The organism is Micromonospora sp. WMMA1998, assembly GCF_027497375.1.
Classification (GTDB): Bacteria; Actinomycetota; Actinomycetes; order Mycobacteriales; family Micromonosporaceae; genus Micromonospora; species Micromonospora sediminicola.
This window is the reverse complement of the sequence record NZ_CP114911.1, coordinates 661,787-678,776: the sequence shown is the minus strand read 5'-3', so window position 1 is coordinate 678,776 and position 16,990 is coordinate 661,787. Positions and strand designations below refer to the sequence as shown.

Genomic DNA, 16,990 nt, shown 5'->3' with positions numbered 1-16,990 from the left:
AGGTCTCACTTACGGTGAGGAAGGTAATTGTCCGCGGAGGCGGGTCACAACCCCTACGACGCCCCTAGGGCCGCCCCTAGCAGGGACGCCGTCGCGAGGTGCCCAGGCTGGGCGGGTGCGCCCGGGTCGGCGGCCCGGTGGGACCGGTGGCGGCAGCGTCCACAAAGCCGTCGCGACCGATCCGCCGTACCCACTCCACAATGGCGACGGAATCGTTCAGAATTCGCCGCCGGGGCCACCCAACTCGCGGTGGATGAAATCAAACAGTTCGGCATCGCTGGCCCCGTCGAGCGTGCGGGTCACCGGCGCCTCCTCCGACGCGGACCGGTCGTCGCCCCAGCGGGCGAGGAACGCCTGCATCTGCACCATCAGCTTCCGCCGGGTCAGCTCGTCCGGCGCGCCGGCGGCGAACAGCCCGTCCACCTTCTCCAGTTCGGCGAGCAGGCCGGTGGTGGCGGCGGCGCCGTCGGGCGCCAGCAGCGTACGCAGGTGCCGGGCGAGCGCCAGCGGGGTCGGGTAGTCGAACACCACGCTCGCCGGCAGCGTGGCCCCGGTGGCGGCCCGCAGCCGGTTGCGCAGCGCCACGGCGGTCATCGAGTCGAAGCCGACCTCGCGGAACGCCCGGGCGGGGCCGAGGTCGGTGGTGTCCGGGAGACCGAGCACCGAGGCGGCGTGCCCGGCGACGAGGTCGACCAGGATCGCGTCCCGCTCCGCGTCGCCGAGCGGGCGCAGTCGTTCCCGCAGCGCAATCGCGGAGGCGTCGTCGGTGGGCTGGTCGGCGTGCAGGCCGCGCAGCGCCTCCCGGGCCTCCGGCAGGTCGCCGAAGAGCGGCCGGTCGCGGACCGCGGCGACGGCCGGCACGAACCGGTCCCAGCGCACGTCGGCGACGACCAGCCGGGCGCCGTCCGCGACGGCCCGCCGCAGCGCGGCCACGGCCAGTTCGGGATCCATGCCGGGCAGCCCGCCCCGGCTCAGCTGCGCCAGGTCGGTGTCGGTGAGGCCGTCGGCCCAGGGGCCGAACGCGACCGAGGTGACCGGCAGCCCGGCCCGCCGCCACCCGGCGGCGAGCACCTGGAGCAGGGCGTCGCCGGCCGCCTGCCCGCAGCGCCCGCCGGAACCCCACACCCCGGAGGTGGACGAGCAGACCACGAGCGCGCCGAGCGTCCGCTGTTCCACCTCGTCGGCGTACCGGGGCAGGTCACCGACGGTGGCGAGCAGGTCGGCGGCCAGGTCGGCGAGGGTGAGGTCGGCCAGCGGCACGGTGCCGGTGTCGGCGGGCACGTGCACCAGCCCGGTGACCGGGCGTCCGTCGGCGGCGAGCTGCGCCATCCGGTCGGCCAGCTTCCCGCCGGCCGGCTCGTCCAGTGGCGCCACGGTGGCGCCGGCCCGGTCGAGCCAGGCGGTGGTGTGCCGGGCGACCGGTCCGGTCCCGCCGCTGAGCAGGACGCTGCCGCGCGGCGTCCAGCCGCCGTCCGTACCCCCGGTCGGGTCGGTGGCGCGGACCAGGCGGCGCACGAGCGGCCCGGCCGCGCGCACCGCGACCTGGTCCTCGGCCTCCCGGTTGGTCAGCGCGGCGAGCAGCGCGGCGGCGGACCCGGCGGTCACCGCGCCGGGCAGGTCGACCAGGCCACCCACGTGCCGGGGGTGTTCCAGCGCGGCGGCCAGGCCGAGACCCCAGGTGGTGGCCTGCCACGGCCGGGTGGCCGGTTCGTCGTCGGTGGCCACGGCGCCGGTGGTGGCGAGCCACAGCGGCGCGCCGCCGTCGCGGCCGGTGTGCGCCTGCAGGAGCAGCAGGTTCGCCGCCAGGCCGGCCGGCAGGGCGTCCTGCTCGGGGTGGGGCGCCTCGTCGAGCGCGAGCAGCGACAGCAGGCCGGTGGGGTGGTGTTCGGCCTCGGCCCGGGTCAGCTCGGCGGCGAGGCCGTCCCGGTCCACGGCGGCCGGGTCGACGGTGAGCAGCCGCACCTCGGCGCCGCCGGCCCGCAGCGCGTCGGCGACCGCGCGGGCGGTCTCGCGGGGCGGCGCGACCAGCAGCCAGCGGCCCGGTTCCCCGCCGGTGAGGAGGCGGGGGTGCCAGGTGACCCGGTAGCGCCAGCCGGCCAGCACGCCGTCCTGACGCCGCCGGCGACGCCACGTGTCGAGCTGCGGCAGCAGGTCGCGCAGCGGCTGTCCGGTGTCGATGCCGAGGCGGTCGAGGTCGCCGTCGGTGACCGCCCGCCAGAACTCGCCGTCGTCCGGCCCGGCCGCGCCGCCGATCGGCGTGGTCAGGGTGGGCCAGTAGCGCTGCGGCCGGAACGGGTAGGTGGGCAGCTCGGGCAGGTCGCGGGCGGCGGGTCGGGGGCCGGCGAGCAGCGCCGGCCAGTGCGGGTCCCGGCCGGTCGCGTACCAGGCGGCGACCGCGGTGAGCAGCGCGGTGACCTCGGGTACGCCGGCGCGCAGGGCGGCCACGGCGGTCGCGTCGTCGGGGAGCAGGTCGGCGTTCATCGGGGTCAGCACGGCGGCCGGTCCGAGTTCCAGGAACGTGTCCGCGCCGGCGTCGCGCAGGGCGGTGACGCCGTCGGCGTAGCGGACCGCCTCGCGGACGTGGCGCACCCAGTAGTCGGGGCTGCGCAGGTCGTCGCCGTCGGCGAGCGCGCCGGTCAGGTTGGACACCACCGGCAGCAACGGCGCCGCGAACGTCAACCCCTCCAACACGCCGCGGAAGTCGGCCAGCATCGGCTCCATCAACGGACTGTGGAACGCGTGCGACACCGTGAGCCGACGGGTGCGCACGCCCCGGCCCCGCCAGACCCGTTCGATCTCGTCCAGCGCCTCGACCGGCCCGGACACCACCACCGACGACGGCCCGTTGACCGCCGCGACCCCGACGTCCGCGCGGCCGGCGATCGACGCGGCCACCTCGGCCTCCGACGCGGCGACCGCCAGCATCCCGCCGCCGGCCGGCAACGCCTGCATCAGGCGGCCCCGCGCCGCCACCAACGCACACGCGTCCGGCAGCGACAACACCCCGGCCACGAACGCGGCCGTGACCTCACCGATCGAATGACCGCCCACGAAGTCCGGCGTGACCCCGAACGACTCGACCAGACGGAACAGGGCCACCTCGACCGCGAACAGACCGGCCTGCGTGAACTGCGTCTGATCCAACAGGTCACCGTCACCGAACAGCACCGGCTTCAGCGGCTGCGGCAGCAACGGATCCAGATGAGCACACACCTCATCGAGGGCGGCGGCGAACACCGGGAACGCCTCGGACAACTCCCGGCCCATGCCGGCGCGCTGCGCGCCCTGACCGGAGAAGAGGACGGCGACGGTGCCGGTGGCGGCAGGCGCGGCGGTGACGAGCGCGGGGTGGGGGTCGCCGGCGGCGAGCGCGGCGAGCGCTTCGCGCCGGGTCGACGGGTCGGCGGCGACCACCACGGCCCGGTGGGCCAGGTGGGCCCGGCCCCCGACCAGCGCCCAGGCGGTGGCGCCGGGGTCGGCGGCGGCAAGCGGGTCGGCCGGGTCGGTGAGCCGGGCGGCCAGGCGGGCGGCCTGGTCCCGCAGGCCGGCGGTGATGGCCGCGCTGACCGGCCACGGCAGCACGTCGTCCCGGGCCGGGTCGGCGGGGTCCGGGGCGGGCGGGTCGGCGGGTTCGGGGCCGGCCGGGGCCTCCTCCAGGATCACGTGGGCGTTGGTGCCGCTGATGCCGAACGACGAGACGCCGGCCCGGCGGGTGCGCCCGTCGGCCGCCCAGGGACGCGCCTCGGTGAGCAGCGCCAGCGGTCCGGCCGACCAGTCCACGTGCGGCGTCGGCGCGTCGACGTGCAGCGTCGCGGGGAGGGTGCCGTGGCGGAGCGCCAGCACCATCTTGATCAGGCTGGCCGCGCCCGCCGCCGCCTGCGTGTGGCCGAGGTTCGACTTGACCGAGCCGAGCCAGAGCGGCCGGTCCGCCGGGCGGTCCGGCCCGTACGCGGCGGCGAGCGCCTGCGCCTCGATCGGGTCGCCGAGCGTGGTGCCGGTGCCGTGCGCCTCGACCACGTCGACGTCGGCCGGGGTGAGGCCGGCGTTGGCCAGGGCGGCCCGGATGACGCGCTGCTGGGCCGGACCGTTGGGCGCGGTCAGGCCGTTGGACGCGCCGTCGGAGTTGACCGCGCTGCCGCGCACCACGGCGAGGATCCGCCGGCCTTCCCGCTCGGCGTCGGAGAGGCGTTGCAGCAGCAGGACTCCGACGCCCTCGCCCCAGCCGGTGCCGTCCGCGGCGGCGGCGAACGCCTTGACCCGGCCGTCGGCGGCGAGCCCGCGCTGCCGGGAGAACTCCAGGAACGCGCCGGGTGTCGACATCACCGTGACGCCCCCGGCGAGGGCCAGCTCGCACTCGCCGGAGCGCAGCGCCTGCGCGGCCAGGTGCAGCGCGACCAGCGACGACGAGCAGGCGGTGTCGACGGTGACGGCGGGGCCGTGCAGGCCGAACGCGTACGCCAGCCGGCCGGAGACGACGGACGCGCCGTTGCCGGTGGCCTGGTAGCCCTCGACCTCGGCACGGGCACCCAGCAGCAGGGTCGCGTAGTCCTGCCCGTTGGTGCCGACGAACACGCCGGTGGCCGAGCCGCGCAGCCGCTGCGGGTCGAGGCCGGCGGACTCGATCGCCTCCCAGGTGGTGTGCAGCAGCAGCCGTTGCTGCGGGTCCATGGCGAGCGCCTCGCGCGGGTTGATCCCGAAGAACGCGGCGTCGAAGCCGGCGACGTCGGCGAGGAAGCCGCCGCTGCGGGTGTAGCTGGTGCCGACCCGCTCCGGGTCGCTGTCGAAGAGCCCGTCGAGGTCCCACCCCCGGTCGGTGGGCATCGGGCCGACGGCGTCCACACCGTCGGCGAGCAGCCGCCACAGCTCCTGCGGGGAGGACACGCCGCCGGGGAACCGGCAGGCCATCGACACGATCGCGATGGGTTCGTCGACGGCCGGCCGGGCCGCCGAGTGGGCGGCCTCGACCGGCGTGTCCGCGCCGGCCACCATCGCGGTACGCAGGAAGCGCGCCAGCTCGGCCGCGGACGGATGGTCGAAGACCACTGTGGAGGGCAGCGTCATGCCGGTCACCCGGCCGACTCGGTCGCGCAGCTGCACCGCGGCCAGCGAGTCGAAGCCGAGGTCGCGGAACGCGCGGTCGGCCGGCACCTGGTCGGTGGAGGGGTGCCCGAGCACGGCTGCGGCCTCGGCGCGGACCAGGTCGCGCAGCAGCGTCTCCTGCCCGGCCGGCGGCAGCCCGGCGAGTCGGGCGCGGAAGCCGTTGTCGGTCGGCTCCGGCTGCCCGCCGTCGACCGCGACCGCCGGGGCGACCCGGTCGAACAGGTGGCTGGGGCGCGCGGCCGTGTACGCCGCGACGAACCGGGACCAGTCCACGTCGGCGATCACCGGGGCCGGCTCGGGAGCGTTGACCCAGCGACCCAACGCGGCGACGGCGGTGGTGGGCGGCAACGGGTCGAGCCCGCGGCGGCGCAGCCCGTCCGCCGTCTCCCCGGCGGCCATCCCGTCCTCCGCCCACGGGCCGTAGGCGAGCGCGGTGGCCGGCAGGCCGGCCGCGCGGCGGGCGGCGACCAGCGCGTCGAGCAGGGCGTTGCCGGCGGCGTAGCCGGCCTGCCCGCCGCCGCCCCAGACGCCGGCGACGGAGGAGAACACCACGAACGCGTCGAGGTCGCGGTCCTGGCAGGCGGCGTCCAGGTGGATCGCACCGAGCACCTTGCCGGAGAGGGTGCCGGCGAGGTCGGCGACGGTCAGGTCGTGCGCGGCCCTCGGGTCGCCGGCGACGCCGGCGGTGTGCACCACGGCGGTCAGCGCGGGCAGGTCGTCCACCAGGTCGGTCACGGCGACCGGGTCGCTGACGTCGCAGGCGACCACCCGGACCGCGCCGAGCGTGGCGGCGAGGTCGGCCGCGCCGGGGGCGTCCGGGCCCCGCCGCGACGCCAGCACCACGTCGTCGGCCCCGTTCGCCAGCAGCCACCGGGCCACGTGCCGGCCGAGCGCGCCGGTGCCGCCGGTGACCAGCACGGTGCCCCGGGGTCGCCAGCCGGCTCCGGCGGGCGCCGTGGCCGGGAGGAGCCGCCGGGCGTAGACGCCGCTGCGGCGTACGGCCACCTGGTCGTGGGCGCCGTCGGCGAGCAGCGCGACGAGCGCGGCGCGGGTGGTCCGGTCGGCGCGGGCGGGCAGGTCGACCAGGCCACCCCACCGGTCCGGGTGTTCCAGGGCGACAGCGCGGCCGAGGCCCCAGGCGGACGCGGCCCGGATGTCGCCGCCCCGGTCGCCGGGGGCGACGGCCAGCGCGGCGCGGCTGAGCGCCCACACCCGGCCGGGCCGACCGGTGTCGGTGAGCGCCTGCACGAGCGTGAGCAGCGCGGCGGTGCCGGCCGGGACCGCCGGCGCGCCGGGCAGCGGCCGGTCCTGCCGGGGCAGGACGCAGAGCACGCCGGCCCAGCCCTGGTCGTCGCCGAGGCGTCGGAGCCGCTCCGCCAGGTCGGTGCGGTCGGCGCCGGCCGCGATGGTGAGCGTGTCGACGGTGGCGCCGGCCTCGGTGAACGTCCTCGCCACGCCGCCGTCGGCGCCGCCGCCGACGGTGGCGACCAGCCACCGGCCGGTGAGCCCGGTGGCGCCGGCGGGACGCACCGGCTCCCACCCGATCCGGTACGCCCCGGTGTCCGGTCCCCGGGTGCGGGCGCGGTGCCAGTCGGCGAGGACCGGCAGCGCGGAGCTGAGCGCGTCGGCGGCGGCGTCGTCGCCGAGGTGCGCGGCGAGCGCGGCGGGGTCGCCGCTCTCCACGGCGGCCCAGAACGCGGCGTCCGGTGCGGCCGGCGCGCGGGTGGTTGGGGCGGGCCAGTAGCGCTGGTGCTGGAAGGCGTAGGTGGGCAGGTCGACGCGGGTGGCGTCGGTGCCGGCGAACCAGGGCGTCCAGTCCACCGGCACGCCGTGCACATGCAGCTCGCCCAGCCCGGCCAGCAACGCGGCGCTCTCGTCCCGGTCCCGACGCTGCACCGCAACCGCGAGCCTGTCGGGCAGGACCTCGGCGGTCAACGCCGTGAGCACGCTCTGCGGCCCGATCTCCAGGAACGTGTCCACCCCGGCGCCGCGCAGCGCGGCGACCCCGTCGGCGAAGCGGACCGCCTGACGCACGTGCCGCACCCAGTAGTCGGGGTCTGCCAACTCCCCCGCATCGGCGACCGCACCGGTCACGTTGGACACCACCGGCAGCAACGGCGCCGAGAACGTCAACCCCTCCAACACACAACGGAACTCGGCCAGCATCGGCTCGATCAGCGGACTGTGGAACGCGTGACTGACGGCGAGCCGGCGCACCCGGACACCCCGGTCGCGCCAGATCCGCTCGACCTCCGCCAGCGCGTCGACCGGCCCGGACACCACCACCGAGGACGGCCCGTTCACCGCCGCGATCCCCACCTGCGCCCCGTCGACGATGGACGCCGCCACCTCGGCCTCCGGCGCGGCCACCGCCAGCATCCCACCACCGGCCGGCAACGCCTGCATCAGGCGACCCCGCGCCGCCACCAACGCACACGCGTCGGGCAACGACAACACCCCCGCCACGAACGCGGCCGTCACCTCACCGATCGAATGACCACCCACAAAGTCCGGCGTCACCCCGAACGACTCGACCAGACGGAACAGGGCCACCTCGACCGCGAACAACCCGGCTTGCGTGAACCACGTCTGATCCAGCAGGTCACCGTCACCGAACAACACCGGCTTGAGCGGCTGCGGCAGCAGCGGATCCAGGTGACCGCACACCTCGTCGAGGGCGGACGCGAACACCGGGAACGCCGCGTACAACTCCCGACCCATCCCCGCGCGCTGCGCGCCCTGACCGGAGAACAGCACCGCGAGCGGGCCGCGCCGCACCGCGTCACCGGAGAGCACCGCGCCGGACGGCGTACCGGCCGCCAGCGCGCGCAGCGCGGTGAGCAGGTCGTCCCGGTCGGCGGCGGCCAGCACGGCCCGCCGTTCCAGGGTGGCCCGGGTGGTCACCGAGGACCAGGCCAGGTCCACCGGTCGGAGCGCGGTGTCACCGGTCAGGCGACGCGCCCACCGCTCGGCCTGACGGGCCAGGGCGGCGTCGGTCCGCGCCGACAGCAGCACCGGCAGGTGGGCACGCGGCGGGACAGCGGTCGTGACGGGCCGCTCCTGGCCCTCGACGCGGGCGGGGAGCACGTCGCCCTCGATCACCGGCGGGGTGGCTCCGGCCGGTCGAGCAGTGGCGGGTGGTTGTTCCAGGATGACGTGGGCGTTGGTGCCGGAGATGCCGAACGAGGACACGGCGGCCCGGCGGGGCCGGTCCCGGTCGGGCCACGGCGTCGGGGCGGTGGCGAGGGTGACCGCGCCGGCGGTCCAGTCGATGTGTGGCGACGGTTCGTCCACGTGCAGCGTCGGCGGCACCAGGCCGTGCCGCATGGCCAGGACCATCTTGATCACCCCGGCGACACCGGCGGCGGCCTGCGTGTGCCCGAGGTTCGACTTGATCGACCCCAGGAGCAGCGGCGTCTCACGGTCCTGGCCGTAGGTGGCCAGCAGCGCCTGCGCCTCGATCGGGTCGCCCAGCGTCGTGCCGGTGCCGTGCGCCTCGACCACGTCCACGTCGGCGGTGCCCAGCCGCGCGTTGGCCAGGGCCTGGCGGATCACCCGCTGCTGCGACGGACCGTTCGGCGCGGTCAGCCCGTTCGACGCGCCGTCCTGGTTGACCGCCGTGCCCCGCACCACGGCCAGGATCCGGCGGCCCTCCCGCCGGGCGTCGGAGAGCCGCTGCACCAGCAGGACGCCGGTGCCCTCACCCCAGCCGGTGCCGTCGGCGGCAGCGGCGAACGACTTGCACCGACCGTCGGCGGCGAGTCCACGCTGCCGGGAGAACTCGATGAACGTGCCGGGGGTGGCCATCACCGTCACGCCGCCCGCGAGCGCCAGGTCGCACTCGCCGGACCGCAACGCCTGCGCGGCCAGGTGCAGCGCGACAAGCGACGACGAGCACGCCGTGTCGACGGTGACCGCCGGACCCTCCAGGCCGAACGTGTACGCCAGCCGGCCGGACAGCACGCTGCCCGAGGTGCCCACGCCGACGTACCCCTCGACCTCGGCCGACGACTCGACCAGCCGGGTCGCGTAGTCGTGGTACATCACGCCGGCGAACACGCCGGTGCGCGAGCCGCGCAGCGTCGCCGGGTCCAGGCCGGCGGACTCGAACGCCTCCCACGACGTCTCCAGCAGCAGCCGCTGCTGCGGGTCCATCGCCAGGGCCTCGCGCGGGCTGATGCCGAAGAACGCGCTGTCGAAGTCGGCGGCGTCGTAGAGGAAGCCGCCCTGCGTCGCGTACGAGGTGCCGCTGCGGTCCGGGTCCGGGTCGAACAGCGACTCCAGGTCCCACCCCCGGTCGGCCGGGAACTCGGAGATCCCGTCCCCACCGGCGGCCAGCAGCTCCCACAACTGCTCCGGGTTCTCCACCCCACCCGGATAGCGGCACGCCATCCCGACGATCGCGATCGGCTCGTCCAGCCCGGTGGTGGTGGTCGTCGCCGTCGGGGTGGTCGCGCCCGGCCGACCGCCGGCCAGTTCGGTCCACACCTGCGCGGCGAGAGCGGCCGGGGTGGGGTGGTCGAACACGAGCGTGGACGGCAGTCGCAGCCCGGTCGCGGCGTTGACCCGGTTACGCAGGTCCACGGCGGTCAACGAGTCGAAGCCCAGTTCCCGGAACGCCCGATCGGCCGGCACCGCGTCCGCCCCACCGTGCCCGAGGACCTGCGCGACCAGGCCCCGGACCAGCACGTCGACCTCGGCGCGGGCCTGGTCGTCGGTAAGCCGGGCCAGTCGGTCGGCCCAACCGCCGGTGCCGGCGAGCCGCCGGGTGGCGGCGGACCCGACGAGCGGGGCCAGCATCGACGGTACGGGAGCACCGGCGGCGCGCAGCGCGGGCAGGTCGATCACGGTCGGTACCAGGGCCGGCCGGTCGGCGGTGAGCGCGGCGTCGAACAGCTCCAGCCCGACCTCGGGGCTCATCGGGGGCAGCCCGGCCCGCGTCGACCGCCGCCGTTCCTCCTCGGTGAGTGACGCCGCCATCCCGGCGGTGTCCCACATTCCCCACGCGAGGCTGACCGCCGGCAGGCCCTCGTGCCGCCGGACCACCGCCAACGCGTCCAGGAACGCGTTGCCCGCCGCGTACGCCGCCTGACCCGGCGAACCCAACACCCCGGCGAGGGACGAGAACAGGACGAACAGGTCCAGATCGAGGTCGCGGGTGGCCTCGTGCAACCACCAGGCGGCAGTGGCCTTCGGGGCGAGCACGTTCGCCAACCGGTCCGGCGAGATCGCCGACACCACGCCGTCGTCCAGAACCCCGGCGGTGTGCACCACCCCCGTCAACCGACCCGGAACCCCGGCGACCAGCCGGTACACCTGGTCCCGATCGGTCACATCGGCGGCGACCACCGACACCGACGCACCCAACCCGGCCAACCGCTCGACCAACGCCGCCGCGCCCGACGCGGCCGAACCCTGCCGCGACACCAACACCAACGACCGCACCCCGTACCCGGCCACCAGATGCTCCGCCACCAGGGCACCCAGCGACCCGGTGCCACCGGTCACCAGCACCGTGCCGGCGTCGCCGACGACCGGCGCAACCGTGTCGCGGTCGGTCGGGGGAGTCTCATCGACCGGTTCACCGGCAGCGGCGTGAGCACGCCCGACCGTCGCGTCCGCGGCGGCGACCGGCCCGAGTGCGGCGCGGGCCAGGTGCGGGGTCAGCACGGCACCACCACGCAGCGCCACCTGGCCGCCGGTGGCAGGCAGGTCCCCCGCCACACCGGCAAGCGCCGACACCACGATGTCGTCGAGGTCACGATCCACATCGGCCAGGACGATCCGGCCCGGATGCTCCGACTGCGCCGACCGCAGCAGCCCCCACACCGCCGCACCGGCCAGATCCACCACCCGGTCGCCGTCCGAGGCCGCCACCGCGCCCCGGGTCACCACCACCAACCGCGAGTCCGCCGACGGCTCGGCGGCCAACCACGCCTGCACCGTCGCCAGCACGTCCGAGGTGACCGTCCGGACCGCTTCCGGCGGCGCCACGTCGGACGGCGCGGCCACCGGGAGCACGAACACCTCGGGCGCCCCGGCGGTGAGCGCCGCCGGCACGTCCGGGTACGTCGGCAGCCCGTCGACGGGTACGCCGAGCGCCGCCCAGTCGCCGATCCGCCCCGGGCGCGCCGGCGCGGGATCCCAGCGCACCTCGTAGAGGGAGCGGGCACCGGTCGCTGGCAGGCCGGTCATCTCCCGCAGGTGCAGCGCGTCCACCGACACGACGGGCGCGCCGGTCTCGTCGGCTGCGGCCAGCCGGACGGCGTCGCCGTCGCGGGTGAGCCGTACCCGCAGCACGGTGGCGCCGGTGGCGTGCACCTGGACGCCCTCGAACGTGAACGGGACGCGTGGTCCGCCGGTGCCGGGCGTGGGCAGCAGGCCGATCGGGTGCAGGGCGGCGTCGAGGAGCGCCGGGTGGATGCCGAACCGCGCCGCGTCGCCGGCCACGTCGTCCGGGAGGGCGATCTCCGCGTACGCCGCGTCGTCGCCGGTCCAGGCCCGCCGCACGCCCCGGAACGCCGGCCCGTACGCCAGGCCGTGCGCGGCGAGCGTCGGGTACCAGTCGGTGAGGTCGATCTCGGTCAGCCCGGCGGGCGGCCAGGCGCCGACGGTGGGCTCGTCCGGCACAGCCGGTTCGAGGATGCCGTCGGCGTGCCGGGTCCAGCCGGCGTCGGGGTCGTCCTCGGGTCGGGAGTGGATGGTGAGGGCGCGTCGGGTGCCGCCGCCGTCGACGCGTACCTGGAGGCGCAGCCGACCGGTGTCGGGCAGGACCACCGGCGTGGCGACGGTGAGGTCGCGCAGCCGGGGCACGCCGGCCTCGTCGCCGGCGCGGACGGCGATCTCGACGAGCGCGGCGCCGGGGAGCAGCGTGGTCCCGGCGACGGCGTGGTCGGCCAGCCAGGGGTGGGTGGCGAGGGAGAGCTGGCCGGTCAGGACGACCGTGCCGTCGCCGGCCAGGTCGACGGTGGCGCCGAGCAGGGGGTGCGCGGCGTCGCTCAGCCCGGCGCCGGAGACGTCGCCGGGGCGGTGGCGGGGGGGCTCCGGCCAGTAGCGCCGGTGCTGGAACGCGTACGTGGGCAGGTCGACCCGGGTGGGCGCGGGGCCGGTGAACCACGCCTCCCAGGAGACCGGGACGCCGTGCACGTGCAGCTGGGCCAGCGCGGTGAGCAGCGCGGGCGTCTCGGCGCGGTCGCGACGTTGCGCGGCCACGGCGAGCGCGGCGTCGTCGTCGGGCAGGATCTCGGCGGTCAGCGCGGTCAGCACGCTCTGCGGGCCGAGTTCGAGGAACGTGTCCGCGCCGGCCGCGCGCAGCGCGGTGATCCCGTCGGCGTAGCGGACCGCCTCGCGGACGTGGCGCACCCAGTAGTCGGGGGTGCGCAGGTCGTCACCGTCGGCCAGCGCACCCGTCACGTTCGACACGACCGGCAGCAGCGGCGCGGCGAACGTCAACCCCGCCAGCACACCGCGGAACTCGGCCAGCATCGGCTCCATCAGCGGACTGTGGAACGCGTGCGACACGGTCAGGCGGCGCACCCGCACGCCCGCGTCCCGCCACGTGCCGTGGAGCGCGGCCAGGGCGTCGAGGTCACCGGAGACGACCACCGAGGACGGCCCGTTCACCGCCGCGATCCCCACGTCCGCCCGGCCGGCGATCAGTCCGGCCACCTCCGCCTCCGGGGCGGCCACGGCGAGCATCCCGCCGCCGGCCGGCAGCGCCTGCATCAGTCGGCCCCGCGCGGCGACCAGCGCGCACGCGTCCGGCAGCGACAGCACCCCCGCCACGTACGCGGCGGTGATCTCCCCGACCGAGTGCCCACCGATCAGGTCCGGCACCACCCCGAACGACTCGACCAGCCGGAACAGGGCCACCTCGACCGCGAACAACCCCGCCTGCGTGAACCACGTCTGATCCAACAGGTCACCGTCACCGAACAACACCGGCTTCAACGGCCGCGGCAGCAACGGATCCAGGTGACCGCACACCTCGTCCAGGGCGGACGCGAACACCGGGAACGCCGCGTACAACTCCCGACCCATCCCCGCGCGCTGCGCGCCCTGCCCGGAGAAGAGGATCGCCAGCCGGCCGCGCGGCGTCGGGACGCCGCTGATGGCGCCGCCGGACGGTTCGCCGGCGGCCAGCGCCCGCAGACCGGCCAGCAGGTCGTCCCGGTCGGCGGCGGGCACCACGGCCCGTCGCTCCAGCGCGGATCGGGTGGTCACGGACGACCAGGCGACGTCGACCGGTCGCCACGCCTCGTCGCCGGCGAGCCGGTCGGCCCACCGGTCGGCCTGGGCGGCCAGGGCCGCGTCGGTACGCGCCGACAGCAGCACCGGCACCACCGCCGGGCCGGCCGGCCGGTCGGTTGCCGCGTCGCCGGCGTCGGAGACGGGGGGCTGTTCCAGGATGACGTGGGCGTTGGTGCCGGAGATGCCGAACGACGACACGGCGGCCCGGCGGGGCCGGCCTTGGTCGGGCCAGGGCGTCGCGGCCGTGGCCAGGGTGACCGCGCCGGCGGTCCAGTCGATGTGCGGGGACGGCTCGTCGACGTGCAGTGTGGCGGGGACGATGCCGTGCCGCATGGCCAGGACCATCTTGATCACCCCGGCGACGCCGGCGGCGGCCTGGGTGTGGCCCAGGTTCGACTTCACCGACCCGAGCAGCAGCGGCCGGCCGTCCGGCCGGTCCTGCCCGTACGTCGCGAGCAGCGCCTGCGCCTCGATCGGGTCACCAAGCGTGGTGCCGGTGCCGTGCGCCTCCACCGCGTCCACGTCGGCCGTACCCAACCGCGCGTTGGCCAGGGCCTGCCGGATCACCCGCTGCTGCGACGGACCGTTCGGCGCGGTCAACCCGTTGGACGCACCGTCGGAGTTCACCGCCGTTCCCCGCACCACGGCCAGGATCCGGCGGCCCTCCCGCCGGGCGTCGGAGAGCCGCTGCACCAGCAGGACGCCGACGCCCTCGGACCAGCCCGTCCCGTCGGCCGAGGCGGCGAAGGACCGGCACCGGCCGTCCGGGGACAGGCCCCGCTGCCGCGAGAACTCCACGAACGTCCCCGGCGTCGCCATCACCGTCACACCGCCGGCCAGCGCCAGGTCGCACTCGCCCGACCGCAACGCCTGCCCGGCGAGGTGCAGCGCCACCAGCGACGACGAACACGCCGTGTCCACCGTGACCGCCGGACCCTCCAACCCGAACGTGTACGCCACCCGGCCGGACAGCACGCTGGCGGAGGTGCCGGTGCCGACATAGCCCTCGGCGTCCGGCGGAAGGTCGGCCAGGCGGGACGCGTAGTCGTGGTACATCACGCCGGCGAACACGCCGGTGCGGGAGCCGCGCAGGACGGCCGGGTCCACGCCGGCGGACTCGAAGCTCTCCCAGGACGCCTCCAGCAGCAGCCGCTGCTGCGGATCCATGGCGAGCGCCTCGCGGGGCGAGATGCCGAAGAAGCCGCTGTCGAAGTCGGCGGCGCCGGCGAGGAAGCCGCCGTGCCGGGCGTACGAGGTGCCGGGGTGGTCCGGGTCGCTGTGGAAGAGGGTGTCGAGGTCCCAACCCCGGTCGGCGGGGAACTCGGCGATCCCGTCCCGGCCGCCGGCGAGGAGCTGCCAGAGCTGCTCGGGGTTGTCGACGCCACCGGGGTAGCGGCAGGCCATGCCGACGATGGCGATCGGCTCGTCGGTGTCGGCCGCCCGCACGGCCGCGCGGCGGGCGGTGATCCGGCCGGAGACCAGTTCGAGGAGGTGCGCGGCGAGGGCGGCCGGGCTGGGGTGGTCGAAGACGAGTGTGGACGGCAGCCGCAGCCCGGTCGCGGCGTTGACCCGGTTACGCAGGTCCACCGCGGTCAGCGAGTCGAAGCCCAGTTCCCGGAACGCCCGGTCGGCCGGCACCGCGTCCGCGCCGCCGTGCCCGAGCACCTGCGCGACCAGGCCCCGGACCAGCACGTCGACCTCGGCGCGGGCCTCGTCCTCGGTGCGGTCGGCCAGCCGGTCGGCCCAGTCGCCGCCGGCTCGGGCCTGCCGACGGGTGGCGGTCGGGCCGGCGAGGGCGCGGAGCACCGTCGGGACCGGCCCACCGTCGAGGGCGGCCCGCAGCGCCGGTACGTCGACGACGGCCGGCACGAGCGCCGGCCGTCCCTCGGCGAGGGCGGCGTCGAACAGGGCCAGCCCGACGTCGGTGCTCATCGGGGGCAGTCCGGCTCGCGTCGACCGTTGCCGCTCCCCCTCGCTCAGCGACGCCGCCATCCCCGCGGTGTCCCACATTCCCCACGCCAGCGACACCGCCGGCAGACCCTCCTGCCGCCGCACCACCGCCAACGCGTCCAGGAACGCGTTGCCCGCCGCGTACGCCGCCTGACCCGGCGAACCCATCACCCCGGCGAGGGACGAGAAGAGCACGAACAGGTCCAGGTCGAGGTCGCGCGTCGCCTCATGCAGAGCCCATGCGGCGGTCACCTTCGGCGCGAGCACGCCCGCCAACCGTTCCGGAGAGATCGCCGACACCACACCGTCGTCCAGCACACCGGCGGTGTGCACCACCCCGGCCAACCGACCCGGCACCTCCGCGACCAGCCGAGACACCTGATCCCGATCGGTCACGTCGCACGCCACCACCGACACCGCCGCGCCCAACCCGGCCAACCGTTCGACCAGGACGTCCGCGCCCGACGCGGACGGGCCCTGCCGCGACACCAACACCAGCGACCGCACCCCGTACCCGGTCACCAGATGCTCCGCCACCAGGGCGCCCAGGGCACCCGTGCCACCGGTCACCACCACCGTGCCGTCACCGACACCGGTACCGCCCAACGGCGGGGACGCGGCGCGGACCAGGCGGGGCACGGACACCCGGCCGTCCCGGATCGCCACCTGGCCGCCGGCCGGGTCGGCGGTGACGCGGGCGAGCAGCGCCAGGGTGTGCGCGTCCGGCTCCCGGTCGAGGTCGGCCAGCACGATCCGGCCCGGGTGCTCGGACTGCGCCGCGCGCAGCAGCCCCCACACCGCCGCGCCGGCCAGGTCGGTCACCGGGTCACCGTCGCCGGTGGACACGGCGCCCCGGCTCAGCACGACGAGTGCGGTCTCCGCGAGGGGGTCGGTGGCCAGCCAGGACCGCACGGTGGCGAGCACGTCGGTGGTGACCGCGCGGACCGCGTCGGGGGTGGGCAGGTCGGCGGCGGGCAGCGGCAGGACGAGGACGCGCGGGGGCGTCCGTCCCGCGTCGACGGCCTCGACCAGCGCCGCCACGCCGGGGTACGCGGGCAGGCCGGCCGGGCCCTCGCCGGTCAGCGCCGCCCAGTCGGACGGCGCCTCGGCCGGCGTGACGTCCTCCGGTTGCCAGGTGAGCGCGTACAGGGACCGGGCGGCGACGCCGGGGACGACCGCGCCGGTCAGCTCCCGCAGCACCAGCGCGTCGACGGAGACCACCGGCGCGCCGGAGGAGTCCACGGCGACCAGCCGGACGGCGTCGCCGGCGCGGGTGAGCCGGACCCGCAGGACGCGGGCGCCGGCGGCGTGCACCTGGAGTCCGTCGAGGGTGAACGGCACGCGCGGGCCGTCGCCGGCGAGCACCAGCCCGGCCGGGTGCAGGGCGGCGTCCAGCAGCGCCGGGTGGACCCCGAACCGGGACGCCTCCCCAGCGGCGTCGTCCGGGAGCGCCACCTCGGCGTACGCCTCTCCGTCGCCGGTCCAGAGCCGGCGCAGGCCCTGGAAGGCCGGCCCGTAGGTGAGGCCGTGCCCGGAGAGGGTCGGGTACCAGTCGGTCAGGTCCACCTCGGTGAGCCCGGCGGGCGGCCAGGCGAGGGTGGGCTCGTCCGGCCGGGGCGGGTCGAGGACACCCTCGGCGTGCGCGGTCCACTCGGTGTCGCCGTCGGGCTGGGAGTGGATGGCGACCGGA

The 16,990-nt window shown here is 76.6% G+C and carries 1 protein-coding gene (only partly in view); it reads right to left on the bottom strand.

Annotated features, from left to right (window positions below; all coding sequences use genetic code 11):
* Positions 1-216: 216 nt before the first annotated feature.
* On the bottom strand, positions 217-16,990 hold the 3' portion of the coding sequence (locus O7600_RS02905; protein WP_281592149.1) for a type I polyketide synthase. The gene runs 12,845 nt beyond the window's last position; only the last 16,774 of its 29,619 coding nucleotides appear in the window; the start codon falls outside the window, past its right edge — the gene reads right to left on this strand; the stop codon is at positions 217-219.